This window comes from Paenibacillus sp. FW101-FHT12H11, from assembly GCF_058790355.1.
In genome coordinates this window covers 575357-597154 of the sequence record NZ_JBYTCO010000004.1, presented here as the reverse complement: position 1 = coordinate 597154, position 21798 = coordinate 575357, and the positions used below count along the sequence as shown (strand labels likewise).

The window sequence follows — 21798 nt, the reverse complement described above, 5'->3', positions numbered from 1 at the left end:
AAAGTGAGGGAATATACTACCAATTCAGGAAATGAGGGCTTCGCTGATGACAACTTCTCTGAAACCCGCTCTCCCTTTATCGACCGATTTGCAAACGAATATCTCGAGACTGAGAGAAGCTTTTGGCGATTCTCCTGACTTCATAATACGCCTGCTCGATATGCAGGTTACTCAGGATCACCTCTCCATCGCTTTAATCTACATAGATGGGCTGGTCCAATCAGAAGCTATCCATAAGCACCTCATTGAGCCCTTATTAAATGTTCAAGCAACTGAGCAGACAAGCGAGCAATATTGCGGAGTTCACGAAATCCTGCAGCAAACCGTTTCCGTCGGCGAGCTTTATGAAGCCAAATATGACACTGAGCTGCTGAGTGCCATTTTAGAGGGCAGCACAGCGATTTTAATCGATGGATTGGACGAGGCCTTTTTCGCCTGCACGACGGGCTGGGAGAAACGGGCGATCGAAGAACCGCAATCACAAACCGTGATTCGGGGACCGAAGGAAAGCTTCACGGAGGACATTCGAACAAACTTGACTCTGCTCCGAAGAAAAATCAAGTCGGCTGATCTTCGCTTTGAAAGTATGAAGATTGGACGTTACACCCGGACAGAGATCATCTTGGCCTATTTGGATGGCGTCTCTAACGAGAAAGTGCTGAGTGAAGCACGCAGACGGCTTAAACTTATTGATACGGACAGTATTCTGGAGAGCGCGTATATCGAGGAATTTATCGAGGATAAGGGCTATACGCCTTTTCCCACCATGTTGAACACCGAAAGGCCCGACACTGCAGCAGCCGGTTTGCTTGAAGGACAAATCATTATTATGGTCGATGGGACCCCCTTCGCTTTAATGGCTCCCGTGACTTTTTTTAAGTTCCTGCAATCCAGTGAGGACTACTACCAACGCTATGATATCGCATCTTTCGTGCGTCTGATCCGCTACGCCTCTTTTTTCGTCTCCATGCTGCTCCCGTCTCTCTATATCGCGATTACCACGTTCCATCAAGAGATGCTGCCCACAACCCTGCTCATCAGCCTCGCTGCACAGCGGGAAGGCGTGCCTTTCCCAGCGCTTGTGGAAGCGTTCCTGATGGAGATCACGTTCGAGGTGCTGCGGGAGGCAGGAGTGAGGATGCCCCGCGTTGTCGGACCCGCCATCTCCATTGTAGGCGCGCTTGTCCTCGGACAAGCTGCCGTACAAGCCGGCCTCGTGTCCGCAGCGATGGTCATCGTCGTGTCATTTACAGCCATCTCCAATTTTGTCACACCCGCGATTAACTTGGCTGTAGCAGCACGGCTCATCCGATTCATGCTTATGATGCTAGCGGGTTTACTCGGACTATTCGGCATTTTATTCGGCTGCATGTTCATCCTTATTCACATGTGTTCAATTAAATCGTTCGGCCTTCCGTACATGGCGCCGATTTCACCGTTTATTCCGTCCAATGTGAAAGATATCTTCATCCGGCTTCCGTGGTGGAAGTTAATCAAGCGGCCGTTGGCGCTGACCAAAAATGTTTATAGACAGCGTCCAACAGCAAAAAGTCCAAAGAAAAAATAACTGCTCACGAGGAGACTGGATGCATGCGAACCAAGCGCCGAGCGGTGTTGACAAGCCTGATCTCTTTCGTTATCTGCTTTTTATGCACGAGCTGTTGGGACCGAACTGAACTGAATAAGATCGCTATCACCGCAGCAACCGCCGTCGATTGGGAGGATGATCACTGGAAAGTCTCTTATCAAGTCGTCATCCCTCAGTCCATTTCCAGCACAGGTGGAATGGCGATTCAGCAGGCTCCTGTATTGGTGTTTTCCACGAACGGGGATTCCATCCAATCTGCTGTTCAAAGAGCCAGTTTAGAAATGCCTCGTACGATGTTCTTCGCTCATAACCGAGTCGTCGTCATTGGCGAAAGCGCAGCCCGGAAAGGCATTTCTCCCATCATCGACGTTTATTTAAGAAGCGCGAACTCCAGGGAAACCGTCAGCTTGCTCGTGAGCAGAGACGAAGGGCGAAAAATCCTGGAGCAAATTTTACCGTTAGAAAAAATACCAGGTGCAGCCTTGAGAAATATGGTGCTCAACGAGGACAAAACCGACGGCAACCTCAAGCAAGTCATGCTTTATCAGCTCGCGATGAGAATGGCTAGTGACTCCGGTTATTCCACAATACCGGAAGTGTTTATCTCAGGCCAAGGTGTCGAATCGACCTCGATTGAAAATTTAAAAAGCACCAATTTCGATACCAAGCTCAAAATGGGTCGCATTGGGATTTTTCAAAAAGATAAGCTCATCGGCTGGATGACTGGACATGAAGGTTACGGACTCAGCTGGCTTAAAGGCGAGATCAGCCAATCCACCTTATTTTTCGGGTGCTCGGAGAAAAGCGAGAAATCTCGCTCCGCCATACGGATTACCAAGGCTTCGACCAAGCTGACCCCCGTGAATATCCAAGGTAAGTGGATCATCCAAGCTGCGGTAAAAGCTAGCGGACAACTGCTTGAAAATGGATGTTTGATCGATGCCTCAAAGCCGGAGGGCAGTCGTGAAATGGAACGGCTCATCGGAGAAACCATCTCGGAGCTTATGTCGGTTTCCTTACGTAAAGCCCAAAGCATGAAAGCGGATGTCCTTGGATTTGCAGGTCTCATCCATCGAAAGGATCCGAAAGCGTGGGAGAAGTTAAAGCCGGACTGGGATGAGCATTTTGCCCAAATCCAGATGGAGTCCTCTTTCCAAATCGACATTGAGAACATCGGCATGAACAGCAAGTCCGTGAAGCAGCTTATGGAGAACGACAATCGCTAATGGCACTCGGAAGAAGAAGGAGTCTAACCGCATGGAACGAATCAGCAACTACCAGATTGCCGTTATGATTATTCTTTTCCAAATCGGCAGCACGCCTTTATTTGCCATTGGCAGCAAAGCGAAACAGGATTCATGGGTTGCTATGATCGTCGCGGCAATCATCGGCTTAATCCTGCTGCGGATGTTCCTCTATATCCAAAGCATCGCGCCAGATCAGTCTCTCATCTTTCTAATGCGGATCTGCTTCGGCAAAATTACAGGAGGTATTCTAAGCTGCTGCTTTCTTATTTACTTTGCCTATGAATCCATGAGAAACGTGCGAGACTTCGGCGAAATCACAAGCGTCACCCTGCTCACGCGAACGCCCAAATTTGTCGTCATGCTGCTCGTCATCCTGCTGGCCGCTTATACGATCATTATGGGCATTGAAACCTTTTGCCGCGTTGCCGAAAGTTTAATAATGCCGATACTTTTTAGCTATAGCATCCTTTGTCTCCTCATTTTTGGTTCCAAATTAGTCAAGCTTGAGCGGATACAACCCATTATGGAAAAAGGCTTCAAGCCCGTTTTAACGGCAGCTTTTCCCGACCTGGTCTCTTTCCCGTTTGGCCAAATGGTCGTCTTCCTGATGTTTTGGCACCTCATGTCAGACAACAATAAAGTGAAACGCATCAGCATTTTCACCTATCTTGGCGTAGCGGTATTCCTCGTTGGGATGAATATGATAAATGTATTGGTGCTTGGCCCTTCCTTGATTGGCAACAGCACCTTGCCCTTTTTGCAGACCGTGCAGTTAATCCAGGTTGGCGATATTTTTGAACGGCTGGATGTCTTCGTGACTCTGCTGCTTTTTCTCGGCCTATTCGTGAAACTTACAGCGTTCTTCTGGGCGGCGTCTTATGGAGTTTCCCAGCTTACAGGCTGCAGAGCCAAGGTTTCTATTTGTATAGTCGGCGTTGTAATTTTCACCTCTTCCTTTCTTGAGCCTAACTATACCTATCACATCTGGTTAGGTTTAGCGGTGAGTGTTAAGCTGTTCCCCATTTTTCAAATTCTGCTTCCCCTCGCCATGTTCATCGCCATTTTATTCCGCAAGCTCAAGAAAAATCCACCTTCAGAGGATACCCCAGCCCCCCGCGAGAATGCCTGTTGAAATAAAAAAAGCTTGCCCCCTTGCGGGGACAAGCTTCCTGTACGCGAAGCTAAGCTTACGCGTTTACTTTTGCTTTTGCAGCTGTTGCCAAATCGTTGAACGCTTTAGCATCGTTTACAGCCAGATCAGCCAAAATTTTGCGGTTGATGTCGATACCAGCCAATTTCAGGCCGTGCATCAATTTGCTGTAGCTCAAGCCGTTTTGACGAGCGCCTGCATTGATACGAGTGATCCACAGTCTGCGGAAATTACGTTTCGTTTGGCGACGGTCACGGTAAGCATACACTAAAGATTTCATTACTTGCTCTTTAGCTGTTTTAAATAAACGGTGTTTGGAACCGAAATAACCTTTTGCCAATTTCAAAATTTTCTTACGACGGTGAGCGCGAATAAATCCGCCCTTGACTCTTGCCATTGTTAACTACCTCCTGGGATGTATAAATAATGTTCGAATGCTAAAGAATTAACCTTTGATTAGTGTCAGTTGTTGTTGCAAACGACGTACATCGCCAGGAGCCATTACTGGGTTCGTGGACAAAACGCGTTTTTGCTTGGATGATTTACCGGAAAGCAAGTGGTTCTTACCTTGTTTGTATCTCATCACTTTGCCTGTGCCAGTAATTTTGAAACGGCCTTTCAGGCTGCTGTGTGTTTTCATTTTCGGCATGGTGTGTTGTTCCTCCTAATTTAGTATACCGCCTAGGTTGTTGCCTTCGGCGTTAAGATCATGATCATGCTTCTTCCCTCAAGCTTAGGAGCGCGCTCCTGTGAGGAAATGTCGGCTGTTTCAGTAGCCAGACGTTCAAGCACTCTGCGACCAATCTCCGAGTGCGCTATTTCGCGCCCGCGGAACCTGACGCTGGCTTTCACTTTATCGCCATCGCCAAGGAACTTAATCGCATTGCGAAGCTTCGTTTGGAAGTCGTGCTCATCGATTGTCGCGCTTAAGCGAATCTCTTTGATATCCACGATCTTCTGGTTCTTACGAGCTTCTTTCTCTTTCTTCTGCGTTTCGTAACGGAATTTACCGTAATCCATAATGCGGCATACCGGCGGCTTCGCCGTTGGTGCCACATTTACCAAATCCAGGTTCGCGTCTTGTGCGATTTGAAGAGCTTCGCGAATTGGCGTAATGCCAAGTTGTTCTCCGTCCGCCCCGATCAGGCGTACTTCCTTCACACGAATCTCATCATTAATCATATGGTCTTTGCTAATAGTGTTCCACCTCCAGAAAGTATGTACCTCTATCCAATATAAAAAAGATGTGGGCACGGTAACGGCCCACATCTTCATCAATAACAGGTTTAAGCAACCTATTGAGCATTCATGATGATTCATTCAAACCAGCCAACAGCGTAGTTGGTCAGGTGAGAAGCGGGCGCTTCTGCTTTTACTTGAAGTATAATATCATCTCGGTGAAGAAAAGTCAACTGACTTGTTTACTTTTCATTTCATCCAGGCGAATGACGCGTGTATGCTCCGTGTGGCTCCATTGCTTGTTGTTTTGCGTAAAGAACGCAAAGAACGTAATCGGCCACCAAGAGACCATAAACACAGGATATAAAATTAAATATTTATATACTTGGCGCGGCGCCTTCTCAATCATCATAGAGATTGGAAGCAGCACGAAAATGGCAAAACTTACAGAGTTAAAGAAAACCGGATTGATGTCAGCAAGCATCGGTGTTTCGGACCAGCCCGGCGTTACGGATTTGATCCACAGCAGCACGGTGATAATCGCTCCGAAGAAAAAGTTATATACGTTAGCGGAGTAAATAGCCGCGTCAATCTTCGTCCAACTGCCTTCTTTGATCCCTTGCCACAATAGCGGGAAGAAGTAACGCTTGGCTACGTCAAAGTGTCCTTGCATCCAGCGCAGACGCTGTTTGGCAGATGCTCTGAACGTAAGCGGCTTCTCATCGTAAACGAAAGCTTCGTAATTGTAAGTCGGTCTGATTCCCATCTTGATACAACGCATCGAGAACTCCAAATCCTCAACAAGGCTGGTAGCTCCCCATCCAATCTGCTTCAACAGCTTGGACTCAAAACACATCCCCGTACCGCCAAGGTAGTTGGCAAGGCCCAAGTTCGTGCGGGGCATCTGCCAGAAACGGTTTGCAAAATAATACGAAATTGCGTAAGAACCGGTAACCCAAGAATCGTTGGGATTCTTGCTATCTAAATAAGCCTGAATAACTCTGGAGCCGGAGCAAAGATCATTGTTCATGTGAATCAGGTAGTCCGGGCTGGCGAGATTGTCGGCATCGAACATGACAACCGCGTCATACTGGCGTTCGCGCTTCCAAAGCTCCTTCAGCATCCATTCGATCGCATACCCTTTGCCTCGCAGATTCGGGTTGTGACGCTCCATGGCATAAACGCCATGACTACGAGTAATTGCAGCCGTGTTATCCGTACAGTTATCACAGATCACGAAGATATCATAGAGCTCTTTGGGGTAATCCAAAGACTTCAGATTCTCGATCAATGCGCCAACGACTTGCTCCTCGTTATGAGCTGCAACCAGGACAGCAAACGATTTCTGCGGCGCAAATTTCTGTTTGTTTCTTGGACGGTACCATCCGAAGAATGTTAAAAAAAACTGATACGCACCGACGAGCGCCAAGCCAATCTGAAACGTAAGCACAATCTTGTCAAGCATGAAGCAAAGTCCCCCTTTTTGTTTATGCACACAAGCTATCTTTTTATACGCATAGTGCGCAGTTATGTACAGGTGAATTAACCGTTCTTGATTTTCCTCTCTTTCCCCCTATTTGTCAAAGTCTACAAAAACCGAAAAATAGCCAGTTCTCAGAGATTTAAGGGGAACGGACACATACTTTGCCGCATGTGCTTGAAATCAGATCGTTAAAGTCCTGTTTTCAACGTTTTTCATTTTATTGTGTACAAAAAGTTCACCATTTAGACCAACCAGCAACCCCTCATGTGTTTCGGGTTTATTATAATTCACCCGAGCTTCCCCTGACAACTTTTGCCGGGGTCGATCAAGCAACCGTTCCTGCGAGCTTTTCTGAGGTATCCTTCATAACATTCGCTGGGTTTCCACGCAGAGAGTCCGTCATCAGAAAAACTCATTCACAAGAACCATAACACCCGACTTACAGCATAACGGACTTCGCAACGTCGATGCCATACGACCTAAGCACTGACTTTCTTTCGGGCATTTTCAGCCTGAACCGCGCTGCATCGACATCAAATCCAATAAATCCCAATTTGAAAGGGGTTACAAAACCATCGTTCTAGGCCTAATGGAACGGGATAGCACTTCGATATTTAGGGTAAAATGAAAGGAATACTCTACCATTATTTCCATCATTCCTTCTTTTTACCCGAGTTTAAAAGTGTAAACGCATCTTTCTAAAAATTTATTACTGAGTTAATCTCCCTTTAATAATTGATCTATATAATTTGAAATAACAGATATCTCAAGTTTCGAAGGAGGCTACTACTCATGAGCAGAGTCGTGAACTGGCTTCAGCATCATGAAACACGCATGTTCCACTTTGTGAATCAACGTATTCAGCACTACTTCCTCGATCACTTCTTTTCTAGAATTACGCATTTAGGAGGAGCTACGGCGACGATCGTGATTTCACTTTGCTGTGCTTTATTTGGGCAAGGAGCATTGCAAACCGCTGGTATTCAAGCGCTAATCGCCTTAACCATCAGTCATATACCGGTTGCTATCATTAAAAAGAAATATCCGCGGCTCCGCCCTTATCTCGTACATCCTCAAACGATCACGTATAAAAATCCATTAACGGATCATTCTTTTCCGTCCGGACATACAACCGCTATCTTCTCGATCATCATTCCGTTTGTGGCAGCCATGCCTATTCTTGGTATCATTCTTTTGCCGCTTGCTTTCATCGTTGGTCTATCACGTATCTACCTAGGGCTGCATTATCCTTCGGATTGTTTAGTCGGCAGTTTGATCGGTACGGCAGCATCATTAACAACTGTAGCTCTATGGGGGTAAAATGAATGGATGCTGGTCAGGGTAAAAAGCGGGTTCTCATCCTCTCTGAAGGTTTCGGAGCAGGTCATACGCAAGCAGCTTATGCGCTCGCTGTAAGCTTAGAAAAGCGATGCACAACGATTGAAACACGTGTATTGGAACTGGGGTCTTTCCTGCATCCGACTATTGCGCCATGGATTATCCAAGCTTACAAAAAGACGCTGACCACAAATCCCAAGCTTTATGGCCGGTTATATCGCTCTCAGTACAAGAAATCGTTAAATCCGTTGACGCAATTAGCTCTGCACCGCATTTTTTACGCACAGACCGCAGAGATTATCCAGAACTGGGCTCCCCAAGCGATCGTCTGCACACACCCTTTTCCCAGTGTCGTCGTGTCCCGGCTCAAACGAGCTGGCCTTGCCATTCCGCTGTGCACCGTCATTACGGATTATGACGTACACGGAACATGGGTCAGTCGTGAAGTGAATAAATACATGGTCTCGACAGAGGATGTCAAAAATAAGCTGCTTGGTCGGGGAATCCCCGCGGCTCAAGTCGAAATTACAGGGATTCCTGTCCACCCGAGTTTCCGTGTGGCGCACGATAAAGCCATCATCCGGCAGCAGTTCCAATTAGCCGCGATGCCTACGGTACTCGTCATGGGCGGTGGTTGGGGGCTAATCGGGGGCGATTCGCTCAGCGAGCATCTCGTTGAATGGAGAGACCGCGTGCAGTTCATCTTTTGCCTAGGAAACAATGCCAAGATATTAACGAAACTTTCCGCGGACGAACGGTATCAGCACCCGAACATCCGCCTCCTCGGATTTACGCCAGACATTGATAAATTAATGGAAGTTTCAGACTTATTGGTTACCAAGCCAGGTGGAATGACCTGTTCAGAAGGTCTTGCCAAGTCCATTCCGATGCTGTTCTATGATCCGATCCCAGGACAGGAAGAAGGGAACGTGCACTACTTTACCGAAAAAGGTTTCGGTGAACCGATCCGTTCCGCCGATACAATCTCAAACTGGTTGACGATGCTTGTCAGCCGTTACACGGATGTCCAGGCCAGACGCGTATGGAATTACCGCCAACGAATGAACACGCCTTCAGCGGATTGTTCAGAGGTTATTCTTCAAGTGATGGGCTAACCATCATGAAACGTACAAAGAGGCTGCCCCTAAAGTCATCGAATGACCAGGGGGAGCCTCTTTTTTGATTAGCGCTAAGTTTATTCCGCTTTCGCTTTGTTCAATTGATCGAGATGAGCGGCCAGCACGTCCTGACCAATCACCACTTCACAACGATGGATATTCATACCCTTCGTGGCGAATTTCGTTTCGTATTCCGTCATAACATGATCCGGGTGAAACCCTTCAGCATGCAGATTCAGGGAAATATTGCGCATTCTTAAACCCATATCGGCAAAAGAATTCAACGAGAATTCAAACAGCGATTGCGAATCGGTTTTCAAATGAATCTCGCCGTTCCCATTCAAAATTTGCTGATACTTGGCCACGAAACCTGGATGTGTCAACCGTCTGCGAGCATGCTTTTTCTTCGGCCACGGATCACTGAAGTTCAAATAAACCCGCTCCAGCTCCCCTTCAGCAAAAGCTTCTTCAATATGTTCGATATTGAACAGCATCAGCTTCAAATTCGGGATATTAGCCACTGATTCTGATTCAGACTCTTCTTCGGTATTAATCTCATGAGCGATCTTTGCTTTCTCACTCGCTTTGCGGATCAGCTCATCATACATATCAACGCCAATGAAATTAATATCGGGATATTTCTTGCTCATTTCACTGATGAAACGCCCTTTCCCCATCCCAAGCTCAGCATGAATAGGGTTATTATTGCCAAATAACTCCGCCCACTTGCCTTTATAATCTTTGGCATTGAGAACAACGAGTTCCTTCTGGCGTTCAATATCTTCTCGAATTCCTTTTCTTCCCCGTAACCGCATCTATTATTTGCCTCCTACACGTACAAGCTATCGAATACAAATCATAGACCATTCTCGGGAAAAAATCAAAGGGAATTACACTTCCGGATCGGCCACAAATTTCACACCGCTGCTTAACGCTTGAGCTTCCTTCACCGTAAGTTCAACGGACAAAGTGTCTGTCGATAAAGTAGAAGTCATCATGAATTTATCACCTGCTCTCCTATTCAGCTTTTAATGGTAGTTTCGGTTTAGAGAGATAGCTTTATGAATGGCAGATCATGAGAAAAACTTATTCAGATCCATGCCGAGGTGTGCAGGCGTTACAGCAGTGTTCTATATTGTATTTTTTGCAACCATTTAAATATAAATAGGTCTTAACCAGCCCCTATGTTGTACTTCATACAACGATATAAGCACTAAACTGCTTATATCTCACTTTTTCGCAACAAATCGATGTATGTTGTGCAAGGAAAGGTTGCATTCGCCGTCATATCAAGCATTTTGTTGTTTAAAATCCCATGTAGGCTTGGCGTATTATGGATAAACTTCGCCTACACAAGAAAAACGCCCTCCGTCAGGAAGGCGCCCATTATTCATTCCTTATTTGTAACTCTCGTCTCTGTTTCTATTGCCACCTCTTAACCCCGCCAACCCTATTAACCCTACCAATCCAAGCCATCCCCAATTCATGCTCTTGTCAGATGACGTGGTCGCATAAGCGCGATAAGATGACGTATCATAATTGCCGCGATTCGTTCCCGTGCTTGTCGTGCTCATCCGATCCATAAGATTATTGCCATAGCCATTGATTTGGCCTAAAACGCCAGTACCCGTGCCGGTACTTTTTCCCGTATACGTGTTAGTCGTTGTTCCGTCATGTCTGTACAAGCCATCCAATCTGTTTGGATGAGTAGTTGGAGCCACAGCATTTGGACTTGTAATCGGAGTTGTCACTCCATTGTACGTATTCGTGTTGGTCATCGTTCCCGTTCCGTTCAACAAACCAGTTCCGACGCTAGTCCCCGTCGTAGCGTCGTAAGTACTGCCCGTATAACCCGATGTCGTCGTAGTCCCCGTCCCCATAGTCCCTGAAGTACCCGTATGAGTGTTCATTGTCGATGTACTCATGTTAGCGTGCGCCCCAACTGCCCCAAAGCTCAATGCTGTCGTCAAAGCTACCGCCAATGTCACTGTACGAAACTTTTTCACTTTTCATTTCCCCTCTCGGCATATGATCGTCATGCAAAGTTATCATGCTCCGATAAGCCCACTTTTATCGGGGAAGTTGGTGGAAAGGCAGGGGTCGCTTTCATGTTTATTTTTCGCTACAATAGGGTGGAAGGAAAGGGGTTCTAATCTGATGTCTACAATGATACAAGAATCGCCTCAGCTCTGGGGGGATAAACGTTTCCATACATGGAATTATGAAATGCGCGAAGCGTTCGGCGGCAAAGTGTTTAAAGTCATGCTCGATGCAGGCTTCACTTGTCCGAATCGCGATGGCAATATTGCAACCGGCGGCTGCACCTTTTGCAGTGCGCGAGGCTCCGGGGATTTCGCTGGAAGCCGCCGCGACGATCTCGTTACGCAGTTTAACAAGATCAGAGATCTCCAGCATCAAAAGTGGCCGGATGCCCAATATATCGGCTACTTCCAGGCTTATACCAATACGTATGCACCCGTGGAACAGCTGCGCGAGTATTATGAGGTCATTCTTCAGCAGCCGGGCGTAGTTGGCTTATCCATTGCAACGCGGCCAGATTGTTTGCCGGATGATGTCATTGAATACTTGGCAGAGCTGAACCAGCGAACCTATCTTTGGGTCGAAATGGGCTTGCAAACCGTTCATGAATCAACGTCGCAGTTGATCAACCGCGCACATGACACTCAGTGCTATTTGGATGCTGTGGCTAAACTCAGGAAGCATAATATCCGCACGTGTGCGCACATTATTTACGGATTGCCTGGGGAAACCCATGAGATGATGCTGGACACCGGCAGGGCTGTCGCTCAAATGGATGTGCAGGGCATCAAAATTCATTTGCTTCATTTAATGCGGAAAACACCTATGGTGAAACAATATGAAGCCGGACTGCTCCAATTTCTTGAAAAAGACGAGTATGTGAAGCTCATTGTCGATACGCTCGAATTTCTGCCACCGGAAATGATCGTTCACCGGCTAACCGGAGATGCTCCTCGCGATTTGCTGATAGGACCGATGTGGAGCCTTAAAAAGTGGGAAGTGCTAAATAGCTTCGATAAACTATTAGCAGAAAGAAATACATGGCAAGGCAAGTATTGGAAAGGCAATATGGCAAGTCCAACAAATAAATAACGGCTGGGATCAAACCCATTTCGATTTTGAACCGTTTCCTATTATATAGTGAGAGCTTATATAAAGGAGATGGGTACGATGAAGAAAAGGGTTGGAGCAGCTTTTGTGGGGTTCATGCTAGTCCTGTCAGGATGCGGAGCGGCGCCGGAAACATCGGCGCCGGTTTCTGTATCGCCGTCACCGTCCGCGACGGCAAGCGCCACGCCTGCCCCAACGGCGCAGGCGGCGACACCAACAGCCGCGGCAACGCCAGCGGCAGCTACCATAGCGCCGGCGACGCCGGTGCCGGCGGCAAGCAGCACGCCGCAGCCAAGCGCAGCGGCGGCGACACCCAGCGCAGCGGCAGCAACCGCTGCGCCAGTGGCGTCGGCTACGGCGAAGCCGACGCCGGTGCCTACACCGACGCCCGCGCCTGCGAGCGCGGCGCCTACGCCATCCGCGAAGCCGGAGGCTGCGGATGGCGGAACTACCACAGCAGCGCAGGCGCAAGCGCTGTTTAAGGAGAACTGCATGGCCTGCCACGGGGCTGGCCTTGAAGGAGATTTCGGGCCGAACCTGACGAAGGTCGGTTCGCGCAAAACCAAAGATGAGATTGTGCAGCAAATCATCAAGGGCAGTGGCGATATGCCACCTTTCCAGAAAGCCTTAAAGGCGGAAGAGATCGAAACGCTGGCCACCTGGCTGGCAGCCAAAAAATAACTGTCGCTCATCAGCACATCAGCATGGAGGCTTTCTTCATATGGGTTTTGTTTCAGTTTTAGGTTATGCTCATCAACTTATCGGCCAGCGTGTTCAACCAGGCGATACCGCCATTGACGCGACACTCGGCAACGGCGTCGACACCGTCTTCCTTGCGAAGCTGGTGGGACGCCGCGGCCGCGTGTACGGCTTTGACATCCAGCAGCAAGCGCTGGATCAAACGAAGATGCGTCTGGAGAAAGAACTTCCGGACGCATCTTCTTCTGTGCACATGAGCCTGTGCAGCCATGCGCTCATGGAGACGGCTGTGCCGGAGGACCGCCACGGCAAAGTAGCCGCGGTCACCTTCAACCTCGGCTACCTTCCAGGGGCCGATCCAGCAACGATCACGAAGCAGGAATCGACAATTCCTGCATTGGAAGCCGCGCTCCGCCTGCTTCGCAAAGGCGGCATCGTGACCATCGTGCTGTATAGCGGGCACGATGGCGGCTCTGAAGAAGCCGCAGCCGTCGAAGCTTGGGCACAGCGGCTTTCGCTCGCAGCTTATCAGGTGCTGCGCTATCAATTTATGAATACTAGTGCGCATGCCCCCTATCTCTTGGCTCTAGAAAAAAGATAGACCCATGGTATAATGCTAGAGAGTAGTAGGTTTACTCCTTTACTACCTATTAAATACATAGAGAGAAAGTAGGGATAGCAGTGAAATCATACCCGCTTCAATTTCAACCTGAAATGAAAGAACGTGTCTGGGGAGGCAGAGCCCTGGAGAAGTTTGGATTTCAGCTGCCGGAAGGCGCGATTGGCGAAGGCTGGATGATCGGCGATCACCCGAACGGAACAACGAAAGTGATTAACGGAGAGCTCGAAGGTCTTGGGTTGGACGAAATCCGCGAAAAATACGGTAAAACGTTATTCGGCACCAAAGGCTTTTCCGAAAAAAACGGACGTTTTCCACTCCTGATTAAACTTTTGGATTGTGAAGACGATCTGTCCGTTCAAGTTCACCCCAATGATCACTATGAACATTTGGCCGCGGGAGAACTAGGCAAAACCGAAATGTGGTACATCCTAGACGCCAAACCCGGCGCCAAAATTATATATGGCATGAAGGAAGGCGTTACACGCGAAAGCTTGGCGCAAGCCATTAGCGAAAATCGTATTTTGGACTGCCTGCAGGAAGTTCCTGTAGAAGCCGGCGATTCCTTCTACATCCCTGCCGGTACTGTTCATGCGCTTGGCGCTGGCGTATTGGTGGCGGAGATTCAGCAAAACTCCGATACGACTTACCGTCTGTATGACTACAACCGTCCGGGATTGGATGGCAAACCGCGCGATCTTCATATTGATGATTCACTGAACGTCATTGCCTATGAAGGTTCAGGCTCCACGCGCATGAAAACAAACCTAAGCGAAACGAGCACATGGCTGACGCTAGCCAAGTCTCCTTTTTTCATCGTCGAAAAAGGTTTGGTAGGACCTAAGTGGGAGCTTAGCACATCACCTGAAAGCTTCGTGATTCTTGTCATTGCTGACGGAAATGGAACGCTTCAATGGGAAGATGGCAGCATCTCCACCAAGCCGGGCGACTGCTTCCTGCTTCCAGCTGATCTGGGCAGCTACGCGTTAGAAGGAAACATGACGGTGATTCGCAGCTACTTGCCTTAATCCTTAACGGGCGGGCACCAGCCACATACAAAAAGCGCTCCAACCGACATCAAAGCGATGTGGTGGAGCGCTTTTTTATTTAGGAGTGCCGCCTATTCTTCCGATAGGGAGCTTTCTTTTAAAATAACGTCATGTGCGCCGCCCTCTACTAAGCTCGTTGCCGAAACAAGCGCAATTCTCGCTTTGCTTTTCAGCTCATCCAAAGTTAGCGATCCGCAGTTGCACATCGTGGATTTAATTTTGCCAAGCGTTTTATCCAAGTTCTCTTGCAGGCTTCCCGCATAAGGGACATAGGAATCAACGCCCTCTTCGAATAAAAGCTTGCTTTTGCCACCTGTGTCATAACGCTGCCAGTTGCGGGCACGATTGGAGCCTTCGCCCCAATACTCTTTCACGAAGTTGTTGCCTACTTTTAGCTTTCTGGTTGGACTCTCATCGAAACGGGCGAAGTATCTGCCGAGCATCACGAAATCAGCGCCCATAGCTAGAGCTAGCGTAACGTGGTAGTCATGCACGATACCACCATCGGAGCAGATTGGAATATATGTCCCAGTTTCTCTGAAATACTCGTCTCTCGCTTCGACGACTTCCATGATGGCGGAAGCTTGACCGCGGCCAATTCCCTTTTGTTCCCGTGTGATACAAATCGAACCGCCGCCGATTCCTACTTTCACGAAATCCGCACCGGACTCCACGAGGTAGAGGAAGCCTTCACGGTCGACAACGTTGCCGGCCCCGATTTTCACGTTGAAATTTTCTTTCACGTACTGAACCGTTTCACGCTGATATTCACTATAGCCATCAGAGGAATCAATGACCAGAATGTCCACTCCCGCTTCAACAAGAGCAGGAACTCTCTCTTTATAATCCTTGGTATTGATGCCCGCACCAACAATATAACTTTTGTTAGCATCAAGAAGCTCCATCGGATTTTCTTTGTGCTCATCGTAATCTTTGCGGAAAACAAGCGTTTCTAGCTTCAACTGCTCATCGACGATCGGCAAACAGTTCAGCTTGTGATCCCAAATTAAATTGTTCGCTTCCGACAAAGTAATACCTGATTTTCCGTAAATCAGTTTATCAAAAGGCGTCATAAACTCACGAATCGGACGATCCAGCGGATCACGGCTTTTCCGGTAATCGCGGCCTGTTACAATACCCAGCAGCAAGCCGTTCGCTGTACCGTCGTCCGTAATCGCTACTGTGGAATGCCCCGTCTCTTCTTTCAATGCCAGCACATCGCTTAATGTATGATCGGGCGTCAAGTTAGAGCGGCTTACGACGAAGCCAGCCTTATACCCTTTCACTTTCCGTACCATCTGTGCTTCCTCTTCGATCGACTGCGAGCCAAAAATAAATGAAATCCCGCCACAACGCGCCAAAGCAATAGCCATTCCATGATCGGATACGGCTTGCATGACAGCAGATGAAAACGGGATATTGAGCGAGATTGCAGGCTCCTCGCCTTTATTGAACTTGACAAGCGGTGTTTTGAGCTTAACATTCGCCGGTGTACAAGCTTTTGTTGTCAGGTTAGGAATTAACAGAAACTCGCTGAATGTGCGGGATGGTTCCAAGTAATACGTAGCCACTTTACAATTTCCTCCTCATCGATCCATAGGTAAATTTTTTCAATCGTATCATTGAACCTCACCTGTGGTCAATGGTTTTTTCAGGAAAACGTATATTTACCCCTTCCAGATCTGCGTTCCAGCCTCACTGTTCATATATTCCATGTACGAAGGCGTGATGTCGAGGACGACGTAGTTGGGATCCTGCGGACCGTCAAACCACTTTGCCATCTCATCTGTCCACAGCTTTTCACGCAGCGTATTATCCTTGCTTATCGTCGCTGTCGCTTGAATTTGCAAAATGTCAGAGGACTTCCTCCCATCATACCCAACCAGGATATGGACATTAGGATTGTCCTTCACCTCGTCCACTTTATCCGTCTTTCGATTCGTAGTTAGATACAGGGTCAGCCCTTCATGATGCAGCGCCATATAGCGAACTTTCGGCTTCGTTCCTTCAACCGTGGCAAACGAACAAATTTTATTGGCATCAAGAACTTGTTCAATCTGCTCTTCCAGTTTATTCTTTGTCTCAATCATGCAGCAAATCCCCTTTCAGATCAGGTGCTAGTTTAGCAAGTATAGCAAGCAGCCTATGGGTCAACTCCCCTAGATTACCCTGAAAAGGCCTGTTTTTATACGAAAAAAAGCCCCTTCCCGTCATCAAGACGACGGGCGTGGGGCTTTCTTCTAGACAATCGCCGTTTGGTGCAACGGCATACTGTAGCAGCTAGCCGGAAGTTGGGCATCCGGCGGGAAGTGTACGATAAGCAGCTCCTGACTGGAGCTGTCGATCTCACCCGTTTGCAGATAGGTCTGCAAAGCGAAAGGCAGCACCTCAAGCATCGCATGCTTGTGGAGATCTTTTTCATTAATACGAAGCAGATGGAAGTCGCCGCTTGCCAGCCCCGGCTGCTCGGCCAGAAGCTTGAGATACGCGTTCTGTTCGGATTTCTCCAATGTGAAATCCCACCAGATTTTACGCGGCTTATACTTATGCCCCAGGAAATAATCCAGCTTCATAAGACCTTCGATAACTGGCATGTTCTTGGCTTCACGCCCCAGGAGGAATTCTTGCAGGCGGGTGAACAAATCTTCGAGCTGATGCCCGATCTTCTGCCAGCCACGGCCTTCCCAGTAGTCTCCGAACTCTTGGAAGAAATCGAAGGCCGACTCGAATTCATGAGCGATCAAATATTTAACCGTATGATCCATGCGGTGAGCATTCCAATATTTCTCGAGCACGTCCTCTACCCGCTTGATGCGAATTAGATCCGTGAACGGGAGGATGTCATTGCCCAGAATCTCATACGGCGCATGATCCATATATACGTAGCCATATTTATGCGCGTCTTTGCGCATCCCGGTGCCGCGCAGCATTTTGAGGAAACCAAGCTGCAGCTCTTCCGGTCCTAGCTCAAAAACATCATTAAACGTCTTACGGAATGATTGGTAGTCCTCTTCAGGAAGACCAGCGATCAGATCGAGATGCTGATCGATTTTGAAACTGTTTTTCACCTTGGAGACGGTTCGGCTCAGCTTCATGAAGTTTTGTCTGCGCTGCACCAGCTCATTCGTGGTGTCATTCGTCGACTGTACGCCGATTTCAAAACGGAACGTACCTGGTGGCGCATTTTCAGCCAAGTAATCGAGAACCTCCGGCCGCATAATATCCGCCGTAATTTCGAATTGGAACACGACGCCGCGATGATTGGCAATCAGAAATTCGAAAATTTCCATCGCGTAGTCCCTTTTGATATTAAACGTCCGGTCAACGAATTTAATCAGCTTCGCTCCTGAATCGATTAAGTACAGAAGATCCGACTTCGTCCGTTCCATATCAAAGTATCGCACGCCCACTTCAATACTGGAAAGGCAGAATTGGCAAGAGAACGGGCAGCCGCGGCTCGTTTCGAAATAGACGACGCGGTTCGCTAAACTCGGCAAATCTTCTTTGAATCGGTGCGGTGACGGGATGTCATCGAGCTTGAGCTTCGGTCGGCCCGGCATAAGCACGACTTCTTCGCCTTTGCGGTACGCAAGCCCGTACACGAAGTGATATTTGCGCGTCGTTGAGATTTCCGTCAACAATTGGTGGAAGGTCTCTTCGCCTTCACCCATAACGATGAAATCAACTTCTGGAATGCGCTCCATCCAGTAGTCCGTATCGTAAGATACTTCTGGGCCGCCGAGCACGATGAGGATTTCGGGCCTGATTTTCTTAATCATTTTAATAATATGAATCGTCTCTTCAATGTTCCAAATGTAACAGGAAAAGCCCAGCACGTCGGGCGCCTTCTGGTACAGGTCGGAGACAACGTTCATCACTGGGTCTTTGATTGTATATTCGGTAATCTCAACATCAAAATCCTTCTCGCAGAACGCTTTCAAATAGCGCAGTGCCAAGGATGTATGAATGAATTTGGCATTCAGTGTCGTTACTAGTACTTTCATTGTAAAAAGACCTCGTTCTATTCTCGTTTATCGTACTCTCTAATTCTACACGAAAACCGAGGAAATACAAAGAAGCAGAGTAAGGTGCACGCTTCACAACGGTTACAGCACCATATCATCGTCCAGCTGCGGATTCTCGTAGGGAAACTGAAGATATGAGGCTTCTTGGATCGCGTTTTTCCATCTTTCGGCATGAGACTGCAGCTGCTGTTCGACGTCTTGAATCCTTTGCTGCAGATCGCTGCTGCTCTCGGCCGTGCTGCTTTGCAGCGCCTGCTGCAGGGATGTGCGTTCTTCGAACCACTGCGTTAATTGGTATAAAAGCATAGGGAAACCCACCTTTTCTCACACATTGAGTAAGTATAAGTATTCCCTATGCCGGGGGGGGCGCATACCGATGTAAGACGTCGCCTCAGCGAGGAATTTGCTTCACTGCCACTGAGTAACGCCGATTACTCCTGCTAATTGCCGGACTCCGATCCACTTACAACCCATTAACTGGAGTTTCACCTCATCTGCCAATAACAAACTCCAATAATTAAGCGGTGAATTCCGCTTATGTCTTACTCAGGGGAACTCTGGTCCCCTATTCTGGGGAATACAGCTGACATTCGCATTCACAAACTACGAAAGCAGCGCACCATCCTGCACAAGCAAAGCCTGCAGCTCGGCAATATCAATCTCGCCCGGCAGTACGCCGTGCTTCACGGCAAGGCCGGCAGCAGAGCCAGCCGCTTGCCCCGTTGCCATGCAGCTCGGAGTCAAGCGCGTCGTGGCTAACGCTTCATGCGTCGTCGAGATACAGCGTCCCGCGGTGAGCAGGTTTTCGATCTTTTGCGGTAGCAGGCAGCGGTATGGGATGTCATAGGCGCCATCGCCTTTGACCCAGGCTGCGGTCACGCCTTTGCCGGAAGGATCATGGATGTCGATCGGATACCCGCTCCGCGCGATGACATCCTCAAAATGGCGGCCTTGCACGACATCGTCCACCTGCAAAGCGTACTGGCCGTCGATGCGGCGCGTTTCTCGAATGCCGATCTGGGCGCCGACCGATGAGATCGATGCCTTTTCGAAGCCAGGCAAGTTATTTTTCATGAACTCCGCCACCATCAACACCTGCTTGCGTCCAAGCTCTTCCGCTTCGGTCAAATCCTCAACGTTAGTACCGTCAAGCCCTTGTACACGCGTAGTATTGACCAATACTTCGTCCTCTTCAGGCCCTGTGAAGAAGAGCACCTGATCGCGATTGATCGGCAAATTCGCTTCCTTCCAGTGCTTGAAGTAACCCAGAACACCGGACAACGGCAGCTCAGCTAGTTCCGAGAACGGTGTTTTTTTATAAAACTCATCCGGATGGTCGATCATGTACTGCTTCACCCCCGCCAAGTCCACGCCGCGCATACGGAATTTCATCGTCATTGGCTGTGTCAGTTTATCCCCGTCACGGCCTTGCAGGCACGGAGCGCCAGATAAGTAAGCCAGATCGGCATCTCCCGTCGTGTCGATAAATACTTTGCCGCGGACATCGATTCTCCCGGATTTGGATGTAAGCTGCACCGTTTGAATACGGTTATTCGCAGTCTCCACCTGATCGACAAAGCTGTGGAAAAGCAGCTTAACCCCCGCTTCCTTGAGCATATCCACCGCCAGCACTTTGTAAATCTCAGGATGATACGGCGTTATGGTGTTCACGAATCCAACGGTGTCTCGGAGATGCCCCGGGGAAGCATTCATCGCCATAAGGCGATCGATGATCTCCTGCGCAAGTCCTTTGATCACCTGCTTGCCTTCCGTCGTATGAAAGGTCATCCAAGGATATACAAGCGCAGCCGTTGACATCCCGCCAATGAACCCATACTTTTCGATTAAAACCGTCTTAGCCCCGCTCCGCCCTGCAGCAATAGCTGCATTAACACCTGCCGGACCGCCCCCAACAACAACAATATCCGCTTCTATGATTTTATTCATCTCGATCTCTCCCTTGTATTGAATTCAGAACTTAGCATTCAGGCTGCTGTCTCGCTTTTCCCAAGTATAGTTGAAATTTAACTTTCAATTTAGTTTAAAATTAGTTTAAAATTACTACATACTGGTACAAGGGGACTCCGGAATTTATGCGCAAAAGAATAACGCTCCACGATCTCGCCGCACAGCTTGGCTTAACGATTCAAACGGTGTCCAAGGCACTTCGTGGACTGCCTGGCATGTCTGAACAAACACGAAGCGAAGTATTTAAGCTTGCACGCGAGCTTGGTTATATGACCAAGGACCAGAAACAAACGCTGCAGCTCGATCATATCTCTCCGTACCCTGTCGTTCAGCGCAGATTTGTACTCGTTCAAAATAAGATGTCCTTGAATTTCAATCGCTTGCTGCTGCAAGGCCTTCATGAGCGGTTCATGGAATTCGGGCATACCGTCCAGCCGCTGCTCATTCCGCCGGAGCTGAAGCCTTCACAATTTGAAAGCTGGGCGGAAGATCAGGAGTTGCTATATGCAGAAGGGATCTTCATCGCGCCGAGAATGAATCACGATCTATTGGAGCAGAAGCTGCTGGAGCTGCCGCTGCCACGGATTTTGCTCAATTTTCCTCCGCCGGAATCCAAAGTGGATAGTGTCATTTGGGATGTGTACGAAGCGATGTTCCAGGCCGTACGCAGGTTAGTCCGAATGGGACATCGGAATATTCTGTACGTGGGGGATACGCAAGATCAGCGGGGGTTCGTTATTCGGTGGCAAGCGTTTTGCGAAGCCATGAAGGAGGCCGGCTGCGCAGTCGAAGCGCGGGAGCACGTCACCAAACGCGATGGCACGGACAAGTGGCTGCAAGATGTCGAGCTGCTCTATCAACAGCACAAACCAACGGCTGTTATTTGCGGCATCGACGAAGAGGCGGTGCCGGTGTACTATACCCTGCGCCGAATGGGCGTCCAAATTCCGCAGCAATGCTCATTTGTCGCGCTGCTCAACGAGCAAACTGATACGCTCCCGCTGTGCTCGCGCCCGCAGCTGCCCATCCGGGAATCGGGCTATCGTGCCGCAGACCGGATGCTCTGGCGGATTGCCAACCCGCATTTGCCCTTCGAACATGTGCGGCTGCAGGGGGAATTTTTCATGGGGAGCACACTATCTGTGCATAAGTAATAAAAAAAGAGGGCAGCTTGGCTAAGCTCCC

At 48.6% G+C, this 21798-nt stretch carries 21 protein-coding genes and 1 other annotated feature; of the genes, 10 read left to right on the top strand and 11 right to left on the bottom strand.

The window, feature by feature from the left end; translation table 11 throughout:
- The first annotated feature begins 46 nt into the window (after positions 1–46).
- From AC3WTJ_RS16200 to AC3WTJ_RS16190, 3 genes are read left to right on the top strand one after another with little or no spacing between them, the layout of a single operon-like run.
- Positions 47–1567, top strand: coding sequence for a spore germination protein (locus tag AC3WTJ_RS16200; RefSeq protein WP_492522629.1), 1521 nt, complete (start codon positions 47–49; stop codon positions 1565–1567).
- A 23-nt stretch (positions 1568–1590) separates the two neighbouring features.
- Complete coding sequence (locus AC3WTJ_RS16195; protein ID WP_492522628.1) at positions 1591–2814, top strand: Ger(x)C family spore germination protein; 1224 nt, start codon at positions 1591–1593, stop codon at positions 2812–2814.
- Positions 2815–2845: 31 nt separating this feature from the next.
- Positions 2846–3967, top strand: coding sequence for a GerAB/ArcD/ProY family transporter (locus AC3WTJ_RS16190; protein WP_492522627.1), 1122 nt, complete (start codon positions 2846–2848; stop codon positions 3965–3967).
- A 55-nt stretch (positions 3968–4022) separates the two neighbouring features.
- On the opposite strand, the gene rplT is transcribed toward AC3WTJ_RS16190, so the two are convergent.
- The 4 genes from rplT to AC3WTJ_RS16170 all read right to left on the bottom strand — a co-directional run bounded on the left by rplT (position 4023) and on the right by AC3WTJ_RS16170 (position 6629).
- Complete coding sequence (gene rplT, locus AC3WTJ_RS16185; protein WP_127455519.1) at positions 4023–4382, bottom strand: 50S ribosomal protein L20; 360 nt, start codon at positions 4380–4382, stop codon at positions 4023–4025.
- 48 nt (positions 4383–4430) lie between these two features.
- Positions 4431–4634: a 50S ribosomal protein L35 gene (rpmI, locus tag AC3WTJ_RS16180; protein WP_145658092.1), complete on the bottom strand. Its 204-nt coding sequence runs from the start codon at positions 4632–4634 to the stop codon at positions 4431–4433.
- A gap of 32 nt (positions 4635–4666) precedes the next feature.
- Positions 4667–5167: a translation initiation factor IF-3 gene (gene infC / locus AC3WTJ_RS16175; protein ID WP_127455517.1), complete on the bottom strand. Its 501-nt coding sequence runs from the start codon at positions 5165–5167 to the stop codon at positions 4667–4669.
- Positions 5168–5217: 50 nt separating this feature from the next.
- Positions 5218–5363 (bottom strand) — a sequence feature (ribosomal protein L20 leader region).
- A gap of 30 nt (positions 5364–5393) precedes the next feature.
- Positions 5394–6629, bottom strand: coding sequence for a glycosyltransferase family 2 protein (locus tag AC3WTJ_RS16170; protein WP_157318010.1), 1236 nt, complete (start codon positions 6627–6629; stop codon positions 5394–5396).
- A gap of 810 nt (positions 6630–7439) precedes the next feature.
- On the opposite strand from AC3WTJ_RS16170, the gene AC3WTJ_RS16165 reads away from it, so the two are divergent.
- The gene (locus tag AC3WTJ_RS16165) at positions 7440–7967 is read left to right on the top strand and encodes a phosphatase PAP2 family protein (protein WP_492522626.1); all 528 of its coding nucleotides are present in this window, start codon (positions 7440–7442) and stop codon (positions 7965–7967) included.
- A gap of 5 nt (positions 7968–7972) precedes the next feature.
- Positions 7973–9100 carry an MGDG synthase family glycosyltransferase gene (locus tag AC3WTJ_RS16160; RefSeq protein WP_492522625.1) on the top strand — a complete coding sequence of 376 codons (1128 nt, stop codon included), beginning with the start codon at positions 7973–7975 and terminating at the stop codon, positions 9098–9100.
- An 80-nt stretch (positions 9101–9180) separates the two neighbouring features.
- On the opposite strand, the gene trmB is transcribed toward AC3WTJ_RS16160, so the two are convergent.
- Both trmB and AC3WTJ_RS16150 read right to left on the bottom strand, forming a co-directional pair.
- On the bottom strand, positions 9181–9918 hold the full coding sequence (trmB, locus tag AC3WTJ_RS16155) for a tRNA (guanosine(46)-N7)-methyltransferase TrmB (protein WP_492522624.1): 738 nt from the start codon (positions 9916–9918) through the stop codon (positions 9181–9183).
- A gap of 582 nt (positions 9919–10500) precedes the next feature.
- A complete protein-coding gene (locus AC3WTJ_RS16150; protein WP_492522623.1) occupies positions 10501–11109 on the bottom strand; it encodes a WGxxGxxG-CTERM domain-containing protein in 609 nt (202 codons plus the stop codon).
- Between the two features lie 151 nt (positions 11110–11260).
- Here AC3WTJ_RS16150 and mnmL point away from each other — a divergent pair, with 151 nt between their 5' ends.
- The 4 genes from mnmL to AC3WTJ_RS16130 all read left to right on the top strand — a co-directional run bounded on the left by mnmL (position 11261) and on the right by AC3WTJ_RS16130 (position 14599).
- A complete protein-coding gene (mnmL, locus tag AC3WTJ_RS16145; protein WP_407869381.1) occupies positions 11261–12235 on the top strand; it encodes a tRNA modification radical SAM protein MnmL/YtqA in 975 nt (324 codons plus the stop codon).
- Between the two features lie 78 nt (positions 12236–12313).
- A complete protein-coding gene (locus AC3WTJ_RS16140; RefSeq protein ID WP_492522622.1) occupies positions 12314–12934 on the top strand; it encodes a c-type cytochrome in 621 nt (206 codons plus the stop codon).
- A 40-nt stretch (positions 12935–12974) separates the two neighbouring features.
- Positions 12975–13553: a tRNA 5-(aminomethyl)-2-thiouridylate-methyltransferase MnmM gene (gene mnmM, locus AC3WTJ_RS16135; protein ID WP_492522621.1), complete on the top strand. Its 579-nt coding sequence runs from the start codon at positions 12975–12977 to the stop codon at positions 13551–13553.
- A gap of 80 nt (positions 13554–13633) precedes the next feature.
- Positions 13634–14599, top strand: coding sequence for a type I phosphomannose isomerase catalytic subunit (locus tag AC3WTJ_RS16130; protein WP_492522620.1), 966 nt, complete (start codon positions 13634–13636; stop codon positions 14597–14599).
- A 92-nt stretch (positions 14600–14691) separates the two neighbouring features.
- Here the strand turns inward: AC3WTJ_RS16130 and AC3WTJ_RS16125 are convergent, their stop codons facing one another.
- The 5 genes from AC3WTJ_RS16125 to AC3WTJ_RS16105 all read right to left on the bottom strand — a co-directional run bounded on the left by AC3WTJ_RS16125 (position 14692) and on the right by AC3WTJ_RS16105 (position 20592).
- The gene (locus tag AC3WTJ_RS16125) at positions 14692–16191 is read right to left on the bottom strand and encodes an IMP dehydrogenase (protein ID WP_315953928.1); all 1500 of its coding nucleotides are present in this window, start codon (positions 16189–16191) and stop codon (positions 14692–14694) included.
- Positions 16192–16287: 96 nt separating this feature from the next.
- Complete coding sequence (locus AC3WTJ_RS16120) at positions 16288–16710, bottom strand: pyridoxamine 5'-phosphate oxidase family protein (RefSeq protein WP_492522619.1); 423 nt, start codon at positions 16708–16710, stop codon at positions 16288–16290.
- Positions 16711–16860: 150 nt separating this feature from the next.
- Positions 16861–18624, bottom strand: coding sequence for a B12-binding domain-containing radical SAM protein (locus tag AC3WTJ_RS16115; protein WP_492522618.1), 1764 nt, complete (start codon positions 18622–18624; stop codon positions 16861–16863).
- A gap of 102 nt (positions 18625–18726) precedes the next feature.
- Entirely contained in the window at positions 18727–18951 is a 225-nt protein-coding gene (locus AC3WTJ_RS16110; RefSeq protein ID WP_492522617.1) for a hypothetical protein, read from the bottom strand.
- Between the two features lie 297 nt (positions 18952–19248).
- Positions 19249–20592 (bottom strand): FAD-dependent oxidoreductase, encoded by a 1344-nt coding sequence (locus AC3WTJ_RS16105; protein WP_492522616.1) that lies wholly within the window; start codon positions 20590–20592, stop codon positions 19249–19251.
- A 146-nt stretch (positions 20593–20738) separates the two neighbouring features.
- Here AC3WTJ_RS16105 and AC3WTJ_RS16100 point away from each other — a divergent pair, with 146 nt between their 5' ends.
- The gene (locus tag AC3WTJ_RS16100; RefSeq protein ID WP_492522615.1) at positions 20739–21767 is read left to right on the top strand and encodes a LacI family DNA-binding transcriptional regulator; all 1029 of its coding nucleotides are present in this window, start codon (positions 20739–20741) and stop codon (positions 21765–21767) included.
- Positions 21768–21798: the final 31 nt, after the last annotated feature.